Raw genomic sequence first — 20,966 nt, forward strand, 5'->3', positions numbered from 1 at the left:
CTGCCCGCGGTGATGTGTGCCACCTCCCGTCCAAAAAAAGACTACCCGTCTACCTACGAGACTGTTAGTCTCGAAAGTGCTTCGCCGCCGAAAGGAGGCGCGCCTTAATGGTCGATCTTCTCACTCAGAGTGACCAACGTGCTGGCGCGGTGCCATGTGGTTCCAACCGCGCACGAATCTGGACGATGGTCGTGGCCTGCCTGGGCGTGTCCCTGGTGATCGCGTCCATGGTCGCGCTGAACACCGCACTCGGTGATATCGCGGTGGCGACTTCGGCTGCCCAGTCACAGCTGACCTGGATTGTCGACGGCTACACCGTCACGTTGGCGTGTCTTCTGTTGCCCGCCGGAGCCATTGGTGACCGTTACGGGCGGCGCGGAGCCCTGCTGGCGGGCCTGGCGATCTTCGCGATTGCGTCCGTGGTGCCGACGGTATTCGCCAGCCCGTTACCGATCATCGTGGCCCGCGCCGTCGCCGGCGCCGGGGCGGCGTTCATCATGCCCGCCACCCTGTCGCTGCTGACCGCCGCTCACCGCAATGACGAACGGATGAAGGCGGTGGGCATTTGGGCGGGCGTCGCCGGATGCGGCGCGGTCATCGGCATGCTCGGATCCGGAGCACTGCTGTATTTCTGGCCGTGGCAGTCGATCTTCTGGGCTTTCGCGGCTGGCGCGGCGCTGATCTTCGTACTCGCGTGCACGGTGTCCTCGTCACGCGATCCCCAAGCCGCGCCGCTGGACTGGCCGGGCGCAGTATTGATCGGGATTGCCGTCGCGGTTTTCGTCTTCGGCGTGATTCAAGCGCCTGCGCGCGGCTGGAGTGACCCGCTGATTTGCGGCTCGCTTGGCGCCGGTGTCGTGCTGGCGGCAATCTTCGGATTCGTCGAGGTGCGATGCCGGCATCCGCTGCTCGACGTTCGGTTGTTCGGCAAACCTGATTTCGCCACCGGAGCCGCGACGATCACGGTCTTTTTCATGGCGATGTTCGGTTTCTTCTACGCGATGATGCAATACGTCCAATTGGTGATGGGTTACAGCCCGATCAAGACCGCTTTGGCATTTAGCCCGTTGATGCTTCCGATGCTGACGTTTTCTGTGCTGTCCCAATGGTATGTGCCTCGGCTTGGGCTGCGCCTGGTGGTGTTCACCGGATTGCTACTGATATCGGCCGGCTTTTTGTGGACGCGTGTGCTCGAGATCGACTCGCCGTATTGGGACATGGTTTGGCCGCTGCTGGTGATAAGCAGCGGGATCGGCTTCTGCACTGCGCCGACCACATCGGCCATCATGGCGGCCGTACCTGACGAGAAGCAGGGCGTTGCCTCTGCGGTCAACGACACCACCCGAGAAGTGGGTGCCGCGTTGGGGATCGCGTTGACGGGATCGATCCTGGCGGCCAGGTACGGCCATCTCGTCGCGTCGCACCTTGCCGCATTCCCGGAACCACTTCGCGGACCTGCCTCGCATTCGCTGGCCCAGGCCCTTGAGATCTCCAGAAACCTTGGCGCCCAGGGCTTGCAGCTCACCGAGCTCAGCCGCAGCGCCTTCCTACAGGCGATGGAGTCGTCGTTTCTGGTTCTAGCGGCGATTATCGCGCTAGCCGCGGTACTGATCGGCCTGTGGGCACCGGGACGTGACGGGCAACAACTACGCTTGATGCGCCGGCTCACCGCCCGGCTGGCGGGCGAGTCATTCGATGAACTCGGCGGCCCGGTGCGCCAGCATCACGATGGTGGCGTGCGGTCCACGGCTGGTGATGGTCGGCAGGATTGAGCCGTCCACCACCCACAGACCTTCGATTCCGCGCACCCGGCAGCGGTGGTCGACCACGGCGACGGGGTCGTGTTCGGTTCCCATGGGCGCAGTGCCGCAGAGGTGTTGCGACGTCGACCACAGCGGTGTGCCAACCTCGGCGGCCGCGCAGGCCAGTTCACGCGCCAACTCGCTGCCGCGACGCAGGGCCGCGATGTCGTCGGGCTCGCTGTCATAGCGGAGCTCGATACGCGGCGGCACCCGCGGATCGGCGGAAACCAGCGAGACGCGGGCCCGTGACCGGGGTTGCATGAGGGCAACCCCGATGTGCGGCCAATCCGGGTGGCCCGCGCTGCCGTCACCCACCATTGCAACGAAACCGCCTGTGTATGGCCGAATCTCGATGTCGTCGGCGGTGCTCAATATCACTTCGAGCACCGGACGACGCGGCACCACCGCCCAGTTGGTCGGCAACACCCATTCCGGGTGGTCGGTGCAATGCATCCCCACCGGAAGCGGTGTCACCACATCCACGCCGGCCGCCCGCAACATCGCCGCGTCGCCGATACCCGACAGCATCAGCAGATGAGCTGATTCAATTGCCCCAGCGCACAATACGATTCGGTCAGCTAACGCGGTGATAGGCCCGCCCGGCCCGACCGCATCGACACCGACCACACGGGAACCGGAAAATCGCAGCCGCAGCGCCCGCGTCTGGGCCAGCAGCCTCAGATTGGGCCGACTCAGCGCGGGCAGCAGATAGCCGGCGCCTGACCCCGTACGCACGCCGTTGACAATGTTCAGCGGGACAGCACCCACGCCTGCCGGCATCTCAGACCAGCCACCGACGTCGTTCAGATCAGCGATCCACGCAAAGCCCGCTCTGTGTGCTGCCTCGATGAACACTTGTGTGGTACCAACCATTTCGTGCGTGCGCTGGACCGGGATTGGGCCGTCACGGCCGTGTGCCGGGCCGTCGAAATCCAGGTCCGTTTCGATAGCGCGAAAGTGGTCTAAGACGTCGACCCATGCCCACCCCGGCGCCTCAATCCGGTCGAAGTCACGTGGCAAGCCGCGGCAGAAGTAGCCACCGTTGACCGCGCCCGAACCACCGACCGTCGCCCCACGCACGATCGGCATCCTGCGTGCCGGCTGCTCGGTGAGTTGTGCCTCGTAGCGCTGGACCAATGGGCTTGCGGCTCCGATCGGCAACTGCAACCCGTTCGCGGTTTGGGCGAGCAAATCTGGATCAGCAAGCGCCGTGCCGGCCTCCAACACCGTCACCACACAGCTGGGATCGCCGGAAAGCCGTTCCGCCACTACAGATCCAGCGCTTCCCGCACCGATGATCAGCACATCGCTACGCGGGCCCGCTGCGGTCAACGGGACTGTCAGGTCCGGATTTGCGGTTTGAGCGGACCGATGTTGCGCTCCCGCACTACCCCGCCCCACACACCGAGGCCGTAGACCAGGTCATCGAGACGTTTGAGCACCAAGTAGGGCAGCAGCCCGATGGGCCTGGTTTCGTCGTCGCTGTCGGCCTTGTGATTGACCCAATCCACGACGCCGTCGACGATCGCGGCGATGATCACCGCGCGTCGGCAGTGCCGGGACACGATGGCAGCACCCAGCGCGACGGGCCAGTAATGCCGGCAAATCGCTGACGCCAATTGCAGTGCGGCTGACCACAAGCCGCGTACCACGACGGTCACAACATCCCACAGCCGCGTTTCGGGACCCTGCATCTTGCGGGCGATTCGTCGGCCGGTCAAAGCGGCGACGGCCACCGACGCCAGGTAGCCGATCGCTGAGCCGATCGACATCAGAATCCACATTGCCAGCGCCGAGCCCGAGATCACAAGCGGTGCCGTCTTGTCCGGATGACGAACCGACAGCGGGGCCGCAGAGCTGCCGTAAAACGCTTTGCGCGCAAGCCAATCGCGCAGCTCGGTGCGGTGGTCATGCGCCACCAGCGCAATGGGCTCGTAGCGCAGCCTGGCGCCGGATTCCACCAGACGCCAACACAAGTCGACATCCTCGCCCGCCCGCAGCGTCTCGTCGAACCCGCCGACGTCACGCAATGCTTTGGTACGGCAGATGATTGCTGCGCTCGGAACGTAGGAGACCGGCCCGTAGGGCATGACCGGGGCCTCCCGCTGACCCAGGTCCAGCGAGGAGCGCACCGCCTCGTAACGCGCTAGCAGATGGTCACTTTGCGGTAAACCGACGATGCGCGGGGCTACCAGCGCGACCGTGGGGTCGCAAAAATGGCCGAGCAGAGATTCCAACCAGCCGCGGCGTGGCACCACGTCAGAATCCAGGAACGCCACGAAATCGGTGGAGCAAGCGGCAAGGCCGGTGTTGCGCGCAGCCGCCGGCCCCCTGCTACGAACGTGGCGCAGCACCTCGATGTCGCAGTGCATTCCCGCAAAATCGTCTTGTTCAACCGGGACAACCGAGCCGTCGTCAACAACGACGATGCGCAGCCCACGCAACGATGTCGCCAACCGCCGTAAACCAGAAGGGTTGTCCCGCACCGGGATTACCACAGTGACGTCACGGTGCGACGGGCCGCCCGCTGGCCGGGGATGAGCCACGGTCGCATCCAGTAGCGTGCGAGCCAGCTCGGCGCTGACCGCATCATGGACCTTCAGGCGTCCACCGTCGAGCATCTCGCGGGCCGCCGGCGCCAACCGCAGCAGCCGGGTCGGAGACCCACCGAGCAGAGCCGACCCCTGGCCGAGCACCCGCACGCGGCGGTCGACCTGCACAGCGAAACCGTCTGGCAGCCGGCTCGGGGTCATATCAGCATCCCGTCGGTGCCCGGAGCCCATCGGGTCACGCGCTGCACACAGCTGTCGACCATTTCAGCAAAGATCCGCTCGCCCTCCTCGGCGGTCGCCGTGGTGGGGTCGCCCAGCACCCCGACTTCACTCACCGCGGCCATCCCGCCCCGGCGCATCGACGGCAGCAGCTCGCGCAACGGTGTGCCATTGCCCGCGCACCACTGATCTGTTAGCACGTCGAGCGGCGAAAGATGCAGCAGCACCGAGGTTTCGGTGTGGCCAGCGTGAGCGTCGCCGCCTTGCGCGGTGCATGCGCACCATCCGACGTCGCGCCCTTCGGCGCGTAGCAAAGTGACTGCCTGACGCAACGCGGTGACGTTGCCGCCGTGGCCGTTGACAAAGGCGAGCCGATCAGCCCAGCCGCTTGCCGACCTGCCGTACTCCACCAGCAACGTTGTCAGGGCGTGCGTGCCGATGGAGATCGTTCCGGCGAAGCTTTGGTGCTCCCCGCTGTCTCCGTACGCGATGGCCGGAGCCACCAGCCAACGCCGTGCATCCTTCGAGCGGTGTGCGCTGAGCCGCCCGGCCACCGCGCCAGCGACCGCGGTGGCGATCCGCGTGTCGGTGTCCAGCGGGAGGTGCGGCCCATGCTGCTCGGTGGACCCCACGGGGATAAGTACTGCTGGCGACATGTTTTGTAGCTGGCTCGACGTCGAGCCCCCGAGTTCGGCCAAGACAGCCACTTGCCGATGGTAGGACGAATTCACCTGTGGTGCAGCGGTTGTTGGTTCTCTGGACGAATTTTTTTGACGCGCCTTCCTGGGAGCACCCGCCGGGGTCACCTCAGCCACGGCTGCCACGTCCGTATCAGGGTTCGCGCCGCCACCGCGCGCCTAGCCAGTCCGGGTGGCTGGCACGCCGAGCGCTCGGGTAAAGCCGGGGGGTATCACGACGTCGTCGAGGCCCAAGTCGTGCACCGACGCGTGGCCCAGGCCCATCAGCGCGCAGTCGATCCCCGACCGCAGGATGTCGAGAACGTTTTCCACGCCGCGCTGGCCGGCGGCGGCCAGCCCCCACAGGTAGGCCCGGCCGATCATCACCGCCCGCGCACCTAGTGCCAGCGCCTTGACCACATCACTTCCGCGCCGGATACCGCCGTCCAGCAAAACCTCCACCTGGTCGCCGACCGCATCGGCTACGGCTGGCAGTGCACGGATGGTGGCCGGCGTTCCGTCCAGGTTGTTGCCGCCGTGGTTGGACACTGAGATAGCGGAAACCCCGGCATCGACAGCCCTTTTCGCGTCATCGACCCGCACTATGCCTTTGAGCATGAACGGACCGTCCCACAATTCGCGCAGCCACGCGATGTCCGACCAAGTGGGCGGGGGTGTCGCCATCCATTCGCCGTAAGCGGCAAAGAAGGGCGGGCCGGGCTCGCCGCGCTTGCCCTGGTTGGGAACCCGCAGGTTCGGTGGACGCAGCGTGCGCGCATACTGCCACAGCCAGCCGGGGCGCGTGATCGCTTCCGGCGACAACCGCAGCATGGTGCGCAGGTTCATCTCTTCCGGAATCTTCGGGCTGCCCCAATCGCGGCCGTGGGAGAACGTCCAATCGGTGGTGACGATCAGGCCCACCGCGCCGGCTTGGCGGGCCCGTTCGACCCGCTCGGCGATCGCATCCCGACCACCGAGCCAGTAGATCTGGAAGAACAGCTTGTCGTTGACCGCGATGACTTCCTCGATCGGTTTGCTGGCAAACGACGACAAGCCCATCGCCGTGCCGCGCGCCGCCGCGGCCCGCGCCACCGCGACTTCGCCGTCCGGATGGACCGCTTGGACACCGGTGGGCGAGATGATCACCGGCAGCGAAATATGCTGCCCCATAACCGTTGTGGAAAGATCCCGCTTGTCGACAGCGCCTACCACGTGCGGTGCGAAACCCAGTTCGCTGAATGCCTCGACGTTGTCGGAGACCGTCACCCCTTTCTCGCTGGCGGCAACCAGCGAGGAGTAGACCGACTTAGGAAGCCGACGCTTGGCTCGCTGCTGGGCGATGGCGACCGTCTCGAACCAACGATTGCGGGCCATGGTCTAGACCGGGCTCTCGCTGCAAAGGCGTTTGGGTGGACGGGTGGACAACGTCAGCGGCACTGTGGTTCGCCGTCGGTGAGAGTGGTCACCAGCCGGTCGCGGTTTGACGCGTTCACCGGTCAGCGCCGAAATACCGTGGCCTTGCACACATTCGGGATCGGGACCATCAATCGGCAGGCCTGTGAAGAACTTCGCCGCCATGCAGCCGCCGCGGCAGCTGTCGTAGTGCCCGCAGCTAGCGCACGCGCCCGCCGACTGCGGCTCGCGCAGCTCGCGAAACAGCGGCGCATTCTTCCAGATATTGTCAAAGCCACCGTCGCGCAGCACATTTCCGGCGAGAAAGCGATCATGAATGGCGAACGGGCAGGCATACACGTCGCCCACCGGGTCGATCAGGCACACCACCCGGCCGGCGCCGCACATGTTCAGCCCGGCCAGCGCGCCAGGTGTGCCCAGCCCGGACAGATGAAAGAACGAATCACCCGTCAACACCCGGTCGCCCTTGGCGACCAGCCAGTTGTAAAGCTGGATCTGCTGCTCGGGCGTCGGGTGTAGCTCGTCCCAGACATCCGCCCCGCGGCCTGAGGGCCGCAAACGGGTAATTCGCAATGTCGCACCGTAACGCGTTGCCAGCAAAGCGAATTCGTCCAGTTGGTCGATGTTGTGACGGGTTGCCACGACGGAGATCTTGGCGTCGGAAAAGCCTGCGGCCGCCAGGTTTTCCAGCGCGCGCACCGCCATCGCATACGATCCGGGCCCGCGAATGGCGTCGTTGACTTCAGCGGTGGCGCCGTCGAGTGAAATCTGGACATCGACATAATCGCTGGCGGCCAGCCGCTCGGCCACTTCGGGAGTGATCCGAACCCCGTTGGTGGAGAACTTCACGCCCACGTGGTGTGCGGTGGCGTAGTCGAGTAGATCCCAAAAGTCCTGCCGCACAGTGGGTTCGCCGCCGCCGATATTGACATAGAACACCTGCATGCGTTCCAACTCGTCGATGATGTCCTTGCATTGCCGCGTGGAGAGCTCCCGCGGGTCGCGTTTGCCCGACGACGACAGACAGTGCACGCACGCCAGGTTGCAGGCGTAGGTCAATTCCCAGGTCAGGCAGATCGGCGCGGCTAGCCCGCGTTCGAACTGCTCGACGAGGCCCGGCGCGGCCGTTGTCACCGGCTCTCCCGGGGCACGACCATGTTCGACGCGGCGAGCACGCCGAGGGCCTTCAGGTACGGCGCGAGTTGGGTATCGTCGAGTCCTGCTGCGCGACAGGCCGACCGAGCGTTTGGATGGTCATCCAGCGCCTGCACCACCGCGAGAATCGTGCGATTTTTGAGAAACGACAGCTTGCGGGTGCCGAAGTGATACAGCAGCGCGCCGAATGGCTCTGGCCGCACCGCCACTTGCGGATGCAGTCGCCAGCCCTGCTCGGGATCGAATCCCACGTGAGCCGGCGCGGGCACGGCCACGGTCAGTAGACCCCGCACATGCCGTCGATGGACACCTCTTCCACCAGGGTTTCGGTGACGAGCTCGGTGTCGGTGTCGGTTTCGTGTTCCATGAAGCCGCCTTTCTTGCAGACTCGACAAGTCGGGGTCGAACTGGCCACAATCATCGACAGAATATGGCATCGAGTGCCGAAATGGAAGGGCGGGGTAAATGCTCGCTGAGTCCCGTTTGGGCCGGCGCCGTTCGACGACACCGCATCACATCACCGACGTTGCGCTGCAGCTGTTCGCCGCCCGGGGATTCGAGAACGTCAGCGTCGATGACGTCGCGCAGGCCGCCGGGATCGCCCGCCGCACGCTCTTTCGCTACTACCCGTCCAAGAACGCCATCCCGTGGGGAGACTTCGACGCACACCTGCAGCACTTGCGCGAGCTGCTCGACCAGGTTGGCCCGGATGTGCCGTTGGGCGAGGCCCTGCGCGCGGCGCTGTTGGCGTTCAACACGTTCGACGAGTCGGAGACCCGCCGGCATCGGCAGCGGATGCGGGTCATCTTGCAGACCGCCGAATTACAGGCCTACTCGATGACGATGTATGCCGGGTGGCGGGAGGTGATCGCCGCGTTCGTGGCCCGGCGAACGGGCACCACGACCACCGATTTGTTGCCGCAGACCGTCGCCTGGATGCTGCTCGGAGTGGCGTTGAGTGCCTACGAGCACTGGCTCGACGACGAATCGGTCTCGCTGCCCCAGGCGCTCGGCGACGCGTTCGACGTGATCGGCTCGGGTTTGGACCGGCTGCAGCGGTGAGCGGAACAGAGCACCTGGTGACCACTCTGCGGTCGCAGGCTCGAGCCTGTGCTGCGTTGGGCTCGCCGATGTACGGCGAACTGCTCGACCGCGTGGCCGCCGACGTCCAGGCCGGCGGGGTATTCGCGACCGTGTTGTCCGGTCACGAAAACGATCCGGGCCGGCAGGCGGTGCCGCTGCGAGTGCTCGGCGGGCTGCACCGACTGGTGCTCGACGGCCGCGCCGCGACATTGCGCCGGTGGTATCCGAGTACGGGAGGCCGCTGGAATGCCGAGAGGGCCTGGCCGGATATCGCCACGACAGCCGCAGAACACACCGGCACGCTGCGCGCTGCCCTCGACCAACCACCGCAGACCAACGAGGTCGGCAGATCGGCCGCACTGATCGGCGGCCTGTTGATCCTCACACGTCAATTCCAGCTTCCGGTAAGGCTTTTCGAAATCGGAGCCAGTGCAGGGCTGAACCTGCGCGCCGACCGCTACCGCTACTGCTATCCCGGCGGCCAGTGGGGCCCACCCGACTCGCCGGTGAGGATCGACGACGCCTGGCGCGGCAAGCTACCGCCCACCGACGACGTGCGAATCGTCGAGCGGCACGGCTACGACATCGCGCCGATCGACGCCACCAGCTCCGAAGGCGAACTGACACTGTTGAGTTACGTCTGGCCGGACATGACCACGCGCATGGACCGGCTGCGGGGCGCGATCAGCATCGCCCGGCAAGTTCCGGCGCGACTGCAGCGCAGCAGCGCCGCCGAGGCGGTCGCCGAACTAACCGTCGCCGACGGCGCGGTAACCGTGTTGTGGCATTCGATTACCTGGCAATACCTTTCGCCGGCCGAACAGGCGGCGGTTCGCACCGGCATCGGCGGCGTCGCCGCGCAAGCGGCCGACGCCTCCCCGTTCGCCCACCTCATGCTCGAGCCGCAACGCCGCACCCCCGGCACTCCGCACACCTTCTTGCTGCGAGTTCGCAGCTGGCCGGGCGGCGACGATCGGATCCTGGCCGAATGCGCGCCGCACGGCCCGCCGGTGGTCTGGGAGTAGCGGGCGCATGATTTGTGGCGAGCCCCGGAGCTCAATGGATCCGACCCGGGCGATCTACGCCAGCACCTCGGCGATCGGCGCGGCGCCGGCGATCTTGGCGCGGGTCTTCATCACCTTGCCCGGCATGCCGGCGCCGACCACGCCGGCGACGATGCCGTCGCGCTCGTAGTAGGCCAGGAATTTGCGGCCGTCGTCTTCGACCAGATGCACGATGTCGGTGGCCTGTGGTTCGCCTAGACATTGGATTTTGATGTCGTACTGGTCGCTCCAGAAGTAGGGGACGACCACGTGTGACGGCGCCGGCCGGCCCAGCATCGCTGGCACCACGACTCGGGCCTGTTCGGCAACGTTGCTCCAGTGTTCCACCCGCACTTGGTGTCCCGTCGGGTTGCGCCACGAGGCGACGTCGCCGAGCGCCCAGACGTTGGGTGCGCTGGTATGACCGGCCTCATCGCAGATGACACCGTTGTCGACTTTGATTCCGCTGCCGGCTAGCCACTCGGTGGCGGGCCGCGACCCGATGCCGACCACCACCAGGTCGGCTGTCAGCTCGACGCCGTCGGTGAGGACGACACTGTCGACATGGCCGTCACCGCGCACCTCGGCCACCGCGACCTCGGTGCGCACATCGACACCCTCGGCCCGGTGCAGTCGCGCCACCAACTCGCCGATCTGCACGCCGAGCACCCCGGCCAACGGCGCCGGCTGCGGTTCCACCAACGCCACGTCGACCCCCAGCCCGCGCAGGCTGGCGGCCACTTCGCAGCCGATGAAGCCGGCCCCGACCACCACGGCGTGTCGGGCTTCGGAGGCATGCCGGCGCAGCGCGATGCTCTCGTCGTAGGACCGCAACACCCGGATGCCCTCCAGGTCAGGAAACGACGGGATGCGCCGCGGCACCAGACCGGTCGCGATGACGAGCTGGTCGTAACCGAGCACGGTCCCGTCGTCCAGGGTCACCGTCTGCGCGGCGGTGTCCAGGCTGGTGGCGGCCGAACCCAGCCGCAGGGTGATGCGGTGCTCGTCGTAGAACTCGCGCGGCTTGAGGGTCACGTCGTCGACTTCGCTGCGCAGAACTTCCTTGGACAGCGGAGGCCGATCGTAGGGCAGATGAACCTCGTCGCTGACGATGGTGATGGGGCCCGTGTAGTTGGCCCGGCGCAGTTGCTCAGCGGTGCGGGCCGCAGCCAGGCCGCCGCCGACGATCACTACCCCGTTTGCGCTTGCGGTCACGTGGAGTTTCATACACGACGGCGACGGCAGGCTGGAGGCCAGCCCGCTATGCGGTCGGCGCCGTCAGTACTTCAACACGCCCTTGTCGACGGGTATCTGCGCGCCCGACAACGTCGCCGACCCGTCACCAGCCAGCCACACGACCACATCGGCGACCTCTTCGGGAGTCATAAATCCCTTGGGCTGCAACGGCATTGGCGGAAAGCTGTGCCGATAGCTGGGATGCTTGGCGAGCAGCTGGATCAGCGCGTCGGTCTCGATCATCGGGGTGTCCACCGAATAGGGGTGGATGGAATTGACCCGGATGCCGAACTCGCCGAGCTCAAGCGCCAGGGTGTTGGTCAGCCCGACAAGCCCGTACTTGGCGGCCGCGTAGTGCCCGTTACCCGGGGTGGCCTTCACCCCGGCGGCCGAGCTGACCACCACGATCGAGCCGCCGTTGCCGGCTGCGATCATCACGGGCACCACCGCGCGCAGGGTGCGCCACGTGCCCGTCAAGTTGACCCCGATGACGGTGTCCCATTGCTCGTCGGTCAGCTCCCAGACCCGGCCCCAGCCCAATACCCCGGCATTGGCCACCAAGATGTCGAGGCGGCCGAACTGCTCGACTCCGTCAGCCACCAGTTGGCGCAGGGCCTCGTCGTCGCGGATGTCGACCTGGCGCGCCAGCACCTTGCGCCCCTCGGCTTCCACAGCGCGCACTGTTTCAGCGAGATCCTCGGGGGTGGCCGCCGGATAGGTGATGGTGTCAGAGACCGGTGCGCAGATGTCCAGCGCGATGATGTCGGCGCCTTCGCGCGCCAGTCGCACCGCGTGCGCGCGTCCCTGGCCGCGGGCGGCGCCGGTGATAAATGCCACTTGTCCGCGCAGCGTGCCGTTACCGCCAGCCATCGCCCGTCCTTTCGTCGGTCAGCGATCAGGCTAGCAGCGGAACTGAAACGTGTTACACGCGGCGACCCGGCTGCCGGTTGGGCTCAGATTTCGGCGATGATTTGTGCGCGCTTGGCCGCGTACTCCTCGTCGGTGAGCGCGCCCGAGTTGTGCAGGCCTTCCAACTCCTGCAAGCGTTCACCGATCGAAGGTTCCGGTGCGGGATCGACTGGGCCCGCCGCCGATACCGGCGCGCCGGCCGCGGTGGGTTGCGCGGCCTGGCTTGCCGCCCGCCGCACCACCGCCTGAATCTGTTGGCGCAACACCGGGTTCGACCGCACGTCGACCATCCGGTTCAGCGGAACGTTATTGGCCTTGAGGATCTGCAAGATCTCCATCAGTGGCCCGGCCTGCCCGCTCAAGTCATATGTCTGGTTGTCTTCAGCCACCGTGAACTGGGCAGGAACCAGACCGTTGACCAAAGCGCTTCGCTCCCAGTCGATCCGGTAGTCCCGGGTCGTGGGGTCGACAAGCACCACCAGCTTGCGCGACGTGATGTTGCCCAACCGGCTAACGCTGGCGATCACCCGGTCTTGGCTGTCGAATGGCTCGAAGCCCGGCCCGGAGATGCGCAGGTCCAACTTGACCAGCGGCTGCTCGTTGATGCGAGTTCCGGTCTCGGTGATGCCCATGATCTGGGCCAGCGCCAACACTCCGCTCTGTTCGAGCGCGGCGGCCTTGGCCGACGATTTCGCACCATAGTTGGCCAACGCCAGTGCGATCAGCACGTCGGCCGCGGTGATCAGCAGGCCGGCGTAGAACATCCACTTCACCAGGCTGCTTTGGCCCAGGCCAAAGTAGGTGAACAAGAAGATCGGTCCGACCAGGCCGCCGCAGAGCAGGACCATGAGCTGACATTTCACGTAGCGCCACAACATCGCCATGCTCCCGTCGTTTGGGGCCTGATCGCGTTCAGCAGAGTATTACGCCGAGCAGACGCTAAGGCCCCCGAAATGACCAGATTTCGGGGGCCTCAGCGTCTGCTCGCGCAGGAACTACTTGATGATCTTGGTCACCCGGCCGGCGCCGACGGTGCGTCCGCCCTCACGGATGGCGAAGCGCAGACCTTCGTCCATCGCGACGGGCTGGATCAGCTTGACCTTGATGTTGGTGTTGTCACCGGGCATCACCATCTCGGTGCCTTCCGGCAGCGTCACCACACCGGTCACGTCGGTGGTGCGGAAGTAGAACTGCGGACGGTAGTTGTTGAAGAACGGCGTGTGCCGCCCGCCCTCGTCCTTCGACAGCACGTAGACCTGGCCCTCGAACTCGGTGTGCGGTGTGATGGTCCCGGGCTTGGTGACTACCTGGCCACGCTCGACTTCCTCACGCTTGACGCCGCGCAGCAGCAGACCGACGTTGTCGCCCGCCTGGCCCTGGTCGAGCAGCTTGCGGAACATCTCCACGCCGGTGACGGTGGTCTTCGTCGTCGACGGACGGATGCCGACGATCTCGACCTCCTCGTTGACATTGATCACGCCGCGCTCGACCCGGCCGGTGACCACGGTGCCGCGGCCGGTGATGGTGAACACGTCTTCGATCGGCATCAGGAACGGCTTGTCGATGTCGCGAACCGGGTCAGGAATCGACTCGTCGACCGCCTGCATCAGCTCCTCGATGCTCGCCACCCACTTCGGGTCGCCCTCGAGCGCCTTCAGCGCGGAAACCCGCACAACCGGGGCGTCCTCGTCGAACTCCTGAGCCGCGAGCAGCTCACGGACCTCCATTTCGACGAGCTCGAGCAACTCCTCGTCCTCGACCATGTCGGCCTTGTTCAGTGCGACCAGGATGTAGGGGACACCGACCTGGCGGGCCAGCAGCACGTGCTCGCGGGTCTGCGGCATCGGGCCGTCGTTGGCCGCGACCACCAGGATGGCCCCGTCCATTTGGGCGGCGCCGGTGATCATGTTCTTGATGTAGTCGGCGTGGCCGGGCGCGTCGACGTGAGCGTAGTGGCGCTTTTCGGTCTGGTACTCCACGTGCGCGATGTTGATGGTGATACCGCGCTGACGCTCCTCGGGCGCGTTGTCGATCTGGTCGAACGCCTTCGTCTCGTTCACGTCGGGAAACTTGTCGTGCAGAACCTTGGTGATCGCCGCGGTCAGCGTGGTCTTGCCGTGGTCAATGTGACCGATGGTCCCGATGTTGACGTGCGGCTTCGTCCGCTGGAACTTCGCCTTCGCCACTTTCAGTGTCCTCCTGGACTTGTTGGTGCTTGTTAAAGCAGTGTGGATGTTTTCAGTTGTGCCGCGGTACGAGACGGAACCTTACTGGCCCGTCGCCTTCGCGATGATTTCCTTCGACACCTGCGCCGGCACTTCGGCGTAGGAGTCGAACACCATGGAGTAGTTCGCCCGGCCTTGGGTCTTTGACCTCAGGTCGCCGACGTAGCCGAACATCTCCGACAGCGGCACGTGCGCCTTGACGACGCGTGTGCCTGCCCGCTCCTCCATGGCCTGGATCTGACCACGGCGGGAGTTCAGGTCGCCGATCACGTCGCCCATGTAGTCCTCCGGGGTGAGGACCTCGACAGCCATGATCGGCTCGAGGATCACCGGCTGGGCCGCAGCGGCGGCCTTCTTCAGCGCCTGCGCGCCGGCGATCTTGAACGCCATTTCCGAGGAGTCCACCTCGTGGAAGGCGCCGTCTTCCAACGTCACCTTGAGGTTCACCAGCGGGTAGCCGGCCAGCACACCGTATTGCATGGCGTCCTGGGCGCCGGCGTCCACCGATGGGATGTACTCGCGCGGGATGCGCCCCCCGGTGACCTTGTTCTCGAATTCGTAGGTGGCACCGTCCTCGCCCTTGAACGGCTCGACGGTGATGATCACCTTGGCGTACTGGCCGGAGCCGCCGGTCTGCTTCTTGTGGGTGTACTCGACGTGCTCCACCTTGCGGCGGATCGTCTCCTTGTACGCCACCTGCGGCTTGCCGACGTTGGCCTCGACCTTGAATTCGCGGCGCATGCGGTCGACCAGGATGTCCAGGTGCAGCTCGCCCATCCCGCCGATCACGGTCTGGCCGGTCTCGGAGTCCAGGTGCACCTTGAAGGTGGGGTCCTCCTCGGCCAGCTTCTGGATCGACGCGGAGAGCTTTTCCTGGTCGCTCTTGGTCTTGGGTTCGATGGCCACCTCGATCACCGGGTCGGGGAACGTCATCGACTCCAGCACGATCTGCTCGTTCGGGTCGGACAGCGTGTCGCCGGTGGTGGTGTCCTTCAGCCCGATCACCGCGTAGATGTGGCCCGCACTTGCCCTCTCGACGGGGTTCTCCTTGTTGGAGTGCATCTGAAACAGCTTGCCCAGCCGTTCCTTTTTGCCCTTGGTGGCGTTGATGACCTGGCTGCCCGACTCCACGGTGCCCGAGTAGACACGGATGTAGGTCAGCTTGCCGAAGAACGGGTGCGTGGCGATCTTGAACGCCAGCGCCGAGAACGGTTCGTCGGTGCTCGCGTGGCGCACCACCTCGATGTCCTCGTGACCGGGCGCGTGCCCGATCGCGGGCGGCAGATCCAGCGGCGAGGGCAAGTAGTCGACGACCGCGTCGAGCATCGGCTGCACGCCCTTGTTCTTGAACGCGCTGCCGCACAGCACCGGGTAGATCTCGCTGGCGATGGTCAGCTTGCGGATCGCGGCCTTGATCTCGTCGACGGTGATCTCCTCGCCGCCGACGTACTTCTCGAGCAGGTGCTCGTCGGACTCCGCCACGGTCTCCACCAGCTTGGTGCGGTACTCCTCGGCGGTCTCGGCCAGCTCGGCCGGGATGTCGACGACGTCGTAGCGCTCGCCGAGTTTGGTTTCGCCGCGCCATACTTTGGCGTTCATCTCGACCAGGTCGACGACGCCTTCGAACTCGTTCTCCGAGCCGATCGGCAACTGGATCGGCACCGCGTTGGCGCCGAGCCGCTCGTGCATCGTCTTGACGGAGAAGTAGAAGTCGGCGCCGATCTTGTCCATCTTGTTGACGAAGCAGATCCGCGGGACGTTGTATTTGTCGGCCTGCCGCCACACCTGCTCGGACTGCGGCTCGACGCCTTCCTTGCCGTCGAACACCGCCACGGCGCCGTCGAGCACCCGCAGGTTGCGCTCCACCTCGACGGTGAAGTCGACGTGGCCGGGGGTGTCGATGATGTTGAGCTGGTTGCCCTTCCAGAAGGTGGTGGTGGCAGCGGAGGTGATGGTGATCCCCCGCTCTTGCTCCTGCTCCATCCAGTCCATGGTGGCGGCGCCGTCGTGCACCTCACCGATCTTGTAGTTGATGCCCGTGTAGTACAGGATCCGCTCGGTCGTCGTCGTCTTCCCGGCGTCGATGTGCGCCATGATGCCGAAGTTGCGGACCTTGCTCAGGTCAGTCAGCACGTCCTTCTGTGCCACAGAAGTCTTCCCACTCTTTGTCGTTGCTTCTAGTACGTCGTTTGCTGTCGTTCTCGTCACCGGCCCCGACGCCGGCGACTCTTACCAGCGATAATGCGCGAAAGCGCGGTTTGCCTCGGCCATCTTGTGGGTGTCCTCGCGCCGTTTGACCGAGGCCCCGAGGCCGTTGCTGGCATCCAAGATCTCGTTTGCCAGACGCTCGACCATGGTCTTTTCGCGGCGCTGCCGGGAGTAATTGACCAGCCAGCGCAGCGCCAGCGTGGTGGACCGGTCCGGGCGCACCTCGACGGGCACCTGGTAGGTGGCACCGCCGACCCGCCGGCTGCGGACCTCCAACGCCGGCCTGACATTGTCGAGGGCACGCTTGAGCGTGATGACAGGGTCGGTACCCGTCTTTTCACGAGCATGTTCGAGCGCACCGTAAACAATGCGTTCGGCAAGCGATTTCTTCCCCCTCATGAGAACTTTGTTCACCAGCTGGGTGACGAGCTGCGATCCGTAAACCGGATCGTTGACCAGCGGACGCTTGGGCGCGGGCCCCTTGCGCGGCATCAGCCCTTCTCCTTCTTGGCGCCGTAGCGGCTGCGAGCCTGCTTGCGGTTCTTGACCCCCTGGGTGTCGAGCGAGCCCCGGATGATCTTGTACCGCACACCGGGCAGATCCTTGACCCGGCCGCCGCGCACCAGGACCATCGAGTGCTCCTGCAAATTGTGGCCCTCGCCGGGAATGTAGGCGGTGACCTCAACCTGGCTGGTCAGCTTGACGCGCGCCACCTTCCGAAGTGCCGAGTTCGGCTTCTTCGGGGTGGTGGTGTACACGCGGGTGCACACGCCGCGGCGCTGCGGGCTGCCTTTCAGGGCCGCAGTCTTGACCTTGCCGATCTTGTCGCGGCGACCCTTGCGGACCAGCTGCTGAATGGTTGGCATCTACCGGCTTCCTGTGTTGCGCTCTCGATCCAAGTCTGTGTACTGCAGTTATGCCCCGCCACGGTCCCCCGCGGCCGGGAGTGTCGCATGCGGTTGCCCCGGGACGATCCGTGGCGTCGTGGACATGCGAATTGGCCCGGCGTGCGCGCCTTACCAGCGCCTTGAGCCGCCAGGCACGAGCAACCACAATACCCGCCGCTGGTCGGGCAGGTCAAAGCGACGCTGAGCGCCCGGCCGCGGAACCGCTTTCGGCAGGTCCGCTGCGGCGTTCCAGGCCAGCGGCCAGTCGCAGCACCATATCGGTGAACACAGCGTCGGTGTCGATATCGTCCATGACCCCGGTCATCTCCAGCAGCACGAACCCGTGCAATGCGGACCAGAACTCCAGCGCTGCGTAGAAGGCTTCCTCGCCGTCAAGACCGTAAGAGGACAACACCGCGATCACCGGCGCCGCCGCGGCCCTGGTGGCAGCCGTGTACTCGGGGTCGTCGCCGCCCGGCGGCATGCGGGTGAACGCCGCGTACCGACCGGGATGGTGGTGGGCATAGCTGCGGTAGGCGCTGGCCATTACCAGCACCGCGTCGTCGCGGGCCCGGCCTTCGCCGACGCGATGCAGCATCGTGATGATGTCGTCGATGACCCGCATCCGCACCGTGCGGCGCAGGTCCTCCAGGCTGTCCACGTGGTTGTACAGCGACGGACCCTTGGTTCCCAGCTGGGTCGCCAACGCATTGATGGTCAGCGCGTCCCAGCCTTCGCGGTCCAGAAACGTCAGTGCGGCGTTGACGACGACCTCGCGGCTGAGCTTGGCTGGGCGCGCGGGAGTCCGCCCGCCCGCGCGCGAACGACCGCCCGTTGACGGCGGTTCCGGCTGAGCTGCCATGGCGATCGCCCTTCGATGGGTCCGAGGTCAGCAAAGAACTCTAGCCGGACGACCACGCGCAGCGGAGCGGCGCGCGCAGGAGTCGGGCCATCACACCGGGCGACGAGGCGGGTAGAAGACCACCGCGCGGGCCCGACGGCGTGGCGGATGTCAAGGTGGATGTCAAATGGGCGAAGTCAGCCAGCGTGTACGCGAATGCACGTAGGCTCAGTCGGTCAGACCACTTGCAAGGGCAGAGGGGCTCGCAGTGAACCGGAGAACCGTCAGCGGCGCGCTGGCTGCCTGTGCGGTCGCCGTTTCTGCCGCGCTGACCGTCGGCGTGCCGGCCGCGCACGCCAAAAACGGTGATACCCATGTCACGGGGCAAGGCGTCAACCAGACCGTGGACTGCAACGACTCCACGCTGTTGGTCGACGGCACTTCGAATACCGTCAACGCGCTGGGAACGTGCTGGGCCGTGACGATGATGGGTTCGGGCAATACCGTCATCGCCGAGACCGTCGTCAACGACATCACGGTCTACGGCTGGGACGAAACGGTGTATTTCCGCAACGGCGAGCCGTTTATCTGGGACCGGGGCCGCGAACTGGGAATGCCCAACCGCATCGACCGAGTCCCGGCGTGAACGTCGCCACCCCTGACAGTTGACGAAGCGAGGAGCAATGCGCGACTTCCCCAGATCGACAGCGGCGACGCTGGTTTTGGCATTGTCCATCGTGCTCGCGGTCGCCGGCCTGGCCGGGTGTGGCCCGAAGAACAAGGGCGCGGCCCCGTCGACCACGACCACCTCGGGCAGCTCGACCGCCCAATTCGAGGTCGGCAACACTCTCAACTACGGGTCCTTCGGAACTACCGCCGATCTCGACTGCGCTGACGGCAAATCGCTCAACGTGGGCGGTTCCAACAACACGCTGACCGTGAAAGGCACTTGCTCGTCGGTAAGTATCGGCGGCGCCGACAACAAGATCACCTTCGACAAGGTGGACAAACAGCTTAGCGTTGTGGGGCTCAACAACACCGTCACCTATAAGTCCGGTGACCCGAAAGTGGAAAACCTGGGCTCTAACAACACCATCACCAAGGGCTGACAGCGGTGTTCGCCAAGCCCGGTCCGGCCAGCAGACGCGAAAGCCCCTGAAACGCATCGGTTTCGGCGGCCTTTGCGTCTGCCCGCGCGGGTTAGTCGGGGTTAGTGTTGGGGTTAATGCGCGGGGGCCCCGTGGCGGCCGGCGCCGGCGGCGAAGCGTCCCGCGCCCTCCATGGCTTCGGCGGCGACTCGCGAGATGCTGGCGAATTCGAAGTCGAGGGCGTCGGCCTCCGGCACTCCCCACTGGTGCAGTGCCGAGAGCCGATCCGAGCGCATGCACTGCTGCGGCAGCGCGGCCAGCTCGGCCGCCAGTTCTTCGGCGGCCTGGCGTGCCTGGCCTTTGGGCACCACCCGGTTGGCCAGCCCGATGGCCAGCGCTTCGTCAGCCTTGACACCGCGGCCGGTGAGGATCATGTCCATCGCCCGGCTGTGCCCAATGAGTCGCGGCAACCGGATGGTGCCGCCGTCGATCAGCGGAACACCCCAGCGTCGGCAGAACACGCCGAAGACCGCGTCTTCCTCGGCCACCCGCAAATCGCACCACAGCGCCAGCTCCAGACCACCTGCGACCGCGTAGCCACTGACCGCGGCGATCACCGGCTTGGACAACACCATCCGCGTCGGCCCCATCGGCCCGGGCCCGGTGCGGTGCACCGCATTGGCCTCGGGTGTACCGAAGGCCTTCAAATCCGCGCCGGCGCAAAAGGTTCCACCCTCACCGCACAACACCGCCACCGACGCGGTGTCGTCGCGATCGAACTGCTCGAACGCGGCGAATAGCGCGGCGGCGGTCGGGCCGTTGACGGCATTGCGTGCATGCGGCCGGTTCAAGATCACCGTGGTGACCGGTCCGCTGCGTTCCACCCGCACCTCGTCGCTCATCTCGCCTCCACAAGTTGGGTTAAGTTGCGCCGTCTGGTCAATTCGGCGGCGAAGTCGTTATACGCGGCGCGCAGCTTGGCGCCGGGCCAGTTCGTCGGCAGCAGCTCGTCGGGCAGCACCGGATCGGTAAGCAGGTGGCGCACAATCGCAGCCGCTACCACGAACCGGCCGGGGATGTCGGTTGCGGCGGCCATCTCACCGAGCAGTCGGTGCCCGGTTCGCGCCCACCCGCGCAGGTCCCATAGCCGCTCAGCGAGCTCGGCGGGTGCGTCGTCGCGTGCCCGCAAGATCCGCACCCGGCTAAGGATGTCCGGTTCCAAATTCAACTCGAGGTTATCGGGGCGCATCCACACACCTTCACGCAGTTCGCGGAATCGCCTTTCTTGCAATGTGTTTCGCAACCCAGCCCGGGTACGAGCGTCGGTACCGACGCTGGTGACGATGATGGTGGCCCAGTAGCCGCGCCACCCACGGACCCGTGGGCTGATCGCGTCGTCCTGACGGCGTTGGCGGGCCAGCAGCCGATCGGAGAGCCGGTAGCCGTCGGCGGAGCGGACCAGGTCGCCGGCGCTGACCATTCTGGTCAGCGCAACTCGCAGTGTCGACTCCTTGATGCCGAAATCACTCGTAAGCCTTATCAATTCAGCTGCTGTTGCCCACGCTGGGTGGGCGCCCAGCAGCACCGACAGCACCACCGACCGGGCCGTCATCCGCGCCAACCCTGCG

General features: G+C 65.8%; 22 protein-coding genes. 5 read left to right on the top strand and 17 right to left on the bottom strand.

The features are described 5' to 3' along the window. Positions 1 to 107: 107 nt before the first annotated feature. Positions 108 to 1,772: an MFS transporter gene (locus MYXE_RS19210; RefSeq protein WP_085198195.1), complete on the top strand. Its 1,665-nt coding sequence runs from the start codon at positions 108 to 110 to the stop codon at positions 1,770 to 1,772. Here MYXE_RS19210 and mftG read toward each other — a convergent pair. From mftG to mftA, 7 genes are all read right to left on the bottom strand, one after another. Continuing rightward, on the bottom strand, positions 1,689 to 3,134 hold the full coding sequence (gene mftG / locus MYXE_RS19215; RefSeq protein WP_085198192.1) for a mycofactocin dehydrogenase MftG: 1,446 nt from the start codon (positions 3,132 to 3,134) through the stop codon (positions 1,689 to 1,691). The two genes, MYXE_RS19210 and mftG, sit on opposite strands and share 84 nt — an antisense overlap. A gap of 8 nt (positions 3,135 to 3,142) precedes the next feature. Next, complete coding sequence (gene mftF / locus MYXE_RS19220; RefSeq protein WP_085198189.1) at positions 3,143 to 4,555, bottom strand: mycofactocin biosynthesis glycosyltransferase MftF; 1,413 nt, start codon at positions 4,553 to 4,555, stop codon at positions 3,143 to 3,145. Then, positions 4,552 to 5,304: a mycofactocin biosynthesis peptidyl-dipeptidase MftE gene (mftE, locus tag MYXE_RS19225; protein WP_085198187.1), complete on the bottom strand. Its 753-nt coding sequence runs from the start codon at positions 5,302 to 5,304 to the stop codon at positions 4,552 to 4,554. Before mftE ends, mftF begins: the two co-directional genes overlap by 4 nt. A gap of 126 nt (positions 5,305 to 5,430) precedes the next feature. Further along, positions 5,431 to 6,624 (bottom strand): pre-mycofactocin synthase MftD, encoded by a 1,194-nt coding sequence (gene mftD, locus MYXE_RS19230; protein ID WP_003923364.1) that lies wholly within the window; start codon positions 6,622 to 6,624, stop codon positions 5,431 to 5,433. A gap of 3 nt (positions 6,625 to 6,627) precedes the next feature. Then, positions 6,628 to 7,797, bottom strand: coding sequence for a mycofactocin radical SAM maturase (gene mftC / locus MYXE_RS19235; RefSeq protein WP_003923363.1), 1,170 nt, complete (start codon positions 7,795 to 7,797; stop codon positions 6,628 to 6,630). Continuing rightward, a complete protein-coding gene (gene mftB / locus MYXE_RS19240) occupies positions 7,794 to 8,087 on the bottom strand; it encodes a mycofactocin biosynthesis chaperone MftB (RefSeq protein ID WP_085198220.1) in 294 nt (97 codons plus the stop codon). The genes mftC and mftB overlap by 4 nt, the downstream gene beginning before the upstream one ends. 8 nt (positions 8,088 to 8,095) lie before the next feature. Further along, positions 8,096 to 8,185, bottom strand: a complete 90-nt coding sequence (gene mftA, locus MYXE_RS19245; protein WP_039891439.1) for a mycofactocin precursor MftA — start codon at positions 8,183 to 8,185, stop codon at positions 8,096 to 8,098. A 98-nt stretch (positions 8,186 to 8,283) separates the two neighbouring features. Here mftA and mftR point away from each other — a divergent pair, with 98 nt between their 5' ends. Then, entirely contained in the window at positions 8,284 to 8,880 is a 597-nt protein-coding gene (gene mftR / locus MYXE_RS19250) for a mycofactocin system transcriptional regulator (protein WP_085198185.1), read from the top strand. Beyond that, positions 8,877 to 9,926, top strand: coding sequence for a DUF2332 domain-containing protein (locus MYXE_RS19255; protein ID WP_003923358.1), 1,050 nt, complete (start codon positions 8,877 to 8,879; stop codon positions 9,924 to 9,926). The genes mftR and MYXE_RS19255 overlap by 4 nt, the downstream gene beginning before the upstream one ends. 54 nt (positions 9,927 to 9,980) lie before the next feature. Here MYXE_RS19255 and MYXE_RS19260 read toward each other — a convergent pair whose 3' ends face one another. The 8 genes from MYXE_RS19260 to MYXE_RS19295 all read right to left on the bottom strand — a co-directional run bounded on the left by MYXE_RS19260 (position 9,981) and on the right by MYXE_RS19295 (position 18,271). After that, positions 9,981 to 11,171 carry an NAD(P)/FAD-dependent oxidoreductase gene (locus MYXE_RS19260; protein WP_085198182.1) on the bottom strand — a complete coding sequence of 397 codons (1,191 nt, stop codon included), beginning with the start codon at positions 11,169 to 11,171 and terminating at the stop codon, positions 9,981 to 9,983. Between the two features lie 51 nt (positions 11,172 to 11,222). Then, positions 11,223 to 12,050 (bottom strand): mycofactocin-coupled SDR family oxidoreductase, encoded by an 828-nt coding sequence (locus tag MYXE_RS19265; protein ID WP_085198180.1) that lies wholly within the window; start codon positions 12,048 to 12,050, stop codon positions 11,223 to 11,225. A gap of 83 nt (positions 12,051 to 12,133) precedes the next feature. Further along, entirely contained in the window at positions 12,134 to 12,967 is an 834-nt protein-coding gene (locus MYXE_RS19270; protein ID WP_085198217.1) for an SHOCT domain-containing protein, read from the bottom strand. Positions 12,968 to 13,084: 117 nt separating this feature from the next. After that, positions 13,085 to 14,275 carry an elongation factor Tu gene (tuf, locus tag MYXE_RS19275; protein ID WP_003923354.1) on the bottom strand — a complete coding sequence of 397 codons (1,191 nt, stop codon included), beginning with the start codon at positions 14,273 to 14,275 and terminating at the stop codon, positions 13,085 to 13,087. An 81-nt stretch (positions 14,276 to 14,356) separates the two neighbouring features. Continuing rightward, positions 14,357 to 16,462 (bottom strand): elongation factor G, encoded by a 2,106-nt coding sequence (fusA, locus tag MYXE_RS19280; RefSeq protein ID WP_003923353.1) that lies wholly within the window; start codon positions 16,460 to 16,462, stop codon positions 14,357 to 14,359. Positions 16,463 to 16,543: 81 nt separating this feature from the next. Continuing rightward, positions 16,544 to 17,014: a 30S ribosomal protein S7 gene (gene rpsG, locus MYXE_RS19285; protein ID WP_003923351.1), complete on the bottom strand. Its 471-nt coding sequence runs from the start codon at positions 17,012 to 17,014 to the stop codon at positions 16,544 to 16,546. Then, positions 17,014 to 17,388 carry a 30S ribosomal protein S12 gene (gene rpsL, locus MYXE_RS19290; RefSeq protein ID WP_003923350.1) on the bottom strand — a complete coding sequence of 125 codons (375 nt, stop codon included), beginning with the start codon at positions 17,386 to 17,388 and terminating at the stop codon, positions 17,014 to 17,016. The genes rpsG and rpsL overlap by 1 nt, the downstream gene beginning before the upstream one ends. A gap of 211 nt (positions 17,389 to 17,599) precedes the next feature. Next, positions 17,600 to 18,271, bottom strand: a complete 672-nt coding sequence (locus MYXE_RS19295) for a TetR/AcrR family transcriptional regulator (RefSeq protein ID WP_085198177.1) — start codon at positions 18,269 to 18,271, stop codon at positions 17,600 to 17,602. A gap of 247 nt (positions 18,272 to 18,518) precedes the next feature. Here MYXE_RS19295 and MYXE_RS19300 point away from each other — a divergent pair, with 247 nt between their 5' ends. After that, positions 18,519 to 18,896 carry a DUF3060 domain-containing protein gene (locus MYXE_RS19300; RefSeq protein ID WP_085198175.1) on the top strand — a complete coding sequence of 126 codons (378 nt, stop codon included), beginning with the start codon at positions 18,519 to 18,521 and terminating at the stop codon, positions 18,894 to 18,896. Between the two features lie 37 nt (positions 18,897 to 18,933). Beyond that, complete coding sequence (locus tag MYXE_RS19305) at positions 18,934 to 19,359, top strand: DUF3060 domain-containing protein (RefSeq protein ID WP_085198172.1); 426 nt, start codon at positions 18,934 to 18,936, stop codon at positions 19,357 to 19,359. Positions 19,360 to 19,472: 113 nt separating this feature from the next. Here MYXE_RS19305 and MYXE_RS19310 read toward each other — a convergent pair whose 3' ends face one another. Together MYXE_RS19310 and MYXE_RS19315 are read right to left on the bottom strand one after the other, a co-directional pair. After that, complete coding sequence (locus MYXE_RS19310; RefSeq protein ID WP_085198169.1) at positions 19,473 to 20,240, bottom strand: crotonase/enoyl-CoA hydratase family protein; 768 nt, start codon at positions 20,238 to 20,240, stop codon at positions 19,473 to 19,475. Then, complete coding sequence (locus MYXE_RS19315) at positions 20,237 to 20,959, bottom strand: PaaX family transcriptional regulator C-terminal domain-containing protein (protein WP_415624493.1); 723 nt, start codon at positions 20,957 to 20,959, stop codon at positions 20,237 to 20,239. Before MYXE_RS19315 ends, MYXE_RS19310 begins: the two co-directional genes overlap by 4 nt. Positions 20,960 to 20,966 lie beyond the last annotated feature (7 nt).

The sequence above is a fragment of the Mycobacterium xenopi genome (assembly GCF_009936235.1).
Taxonomy (GTDB): Bacteria; Actinomycetota; Actinomycetes; order Mycobacteriales; family Mycobacteriaceae; genus Mycobacterium; species Mycobacterium xenopi.

Bases quoted from the DNA above. Each gene is read 5' to 3' on its own strand.
- MYXE_RS19210 (WP_085198195.1), top strand. From the start codon at position 108: ATGGTCGATCTTCTCACTCAGAGTGACCAACGTGCTGGCGCGGTGCCA.
- mftF (WP_085198189.1), bottom strand. From the start codon at position 4,555: ATGACCCCGAGCCGGCTGCCAGACGGTTTCGCTGTGCAGGTCGACCGC.
- mftD (WP_003923364.1), bottom strand. From the start codon at position 6,624: ATGGCCCGCAATCGTTGGTTCGAGACGGTCGCCATCGCCCAGCAGCGA.
- mftA (WP_039891439.1), bottom strand. From the start codon at position 8,185: ATGGAACACGAAACCGACACCGACACCGAGCTCGTCACCGAAACCCTG.
- mftR (WP_085198185.1), top strand. From the start codon at position 8,284: ATGCTCGCTGAGTCCCGTTTGGGCCGGCGCCGTTCGACGACACCGCAT.
- MYXE_RS19260 (WP_085198182.1), bottom strand. From the start codon at position 11,171: ATGAAACTCCACGTGACCGCAAGCGCAAACGGGGTAGTGATCGTCGGC.
- MYXE_RS19265 (WP_085198180.1), bottom strand. From the start codon at position 12,050: ATGGCTGGCGGTAACGGCACGCTGCGCGGACAAGTGGCATTTATCACC.
- MYXE_RS19270 (WP_085198217.1), bottom strand. From the start codon at position 12,967: ATGTTGTGGCGCTACGTGAAATGTCAGCTCATGGTCCTGCTCTGCGGC.
- rpsG (WP_003923351.1), bottom strand. From the start codon at position 17,014: ATGCCGCGCAAGGGGCCCGCGCCCAAGCGTCCGCTGGTCAACGATCCG.
- rpsL (WP_003923350.1), bottom strand. From the start codon at position 17,388: ATGCCAACCATTCAGCAGCTGGTCCGCAAGGGTCGCCGCGACAAGATC.
- MYXE_RS19295 (WP_085198177.1), bottom strand. From the start codon at position 18,271: ATGGCAGCTCAGCCGGAACCGCCGTCAACGGGCGGTCGTTCGCGCGCG.
- MYXE_RS19305 (WP_085198172.1), top strand. From the start codon at position 18,934: ATGCGCGACTTCCCCAGATCGACAGCGGCGACGCTGGTTTTGGCATTG.
- MYXE_RS19310 (WP_085198169.1), bottom strand. From the start codon at position 20,240: ATGAGCGACGAGGTGCGGGTGGAACGCAGCGGACCGGTCACCACGGTG.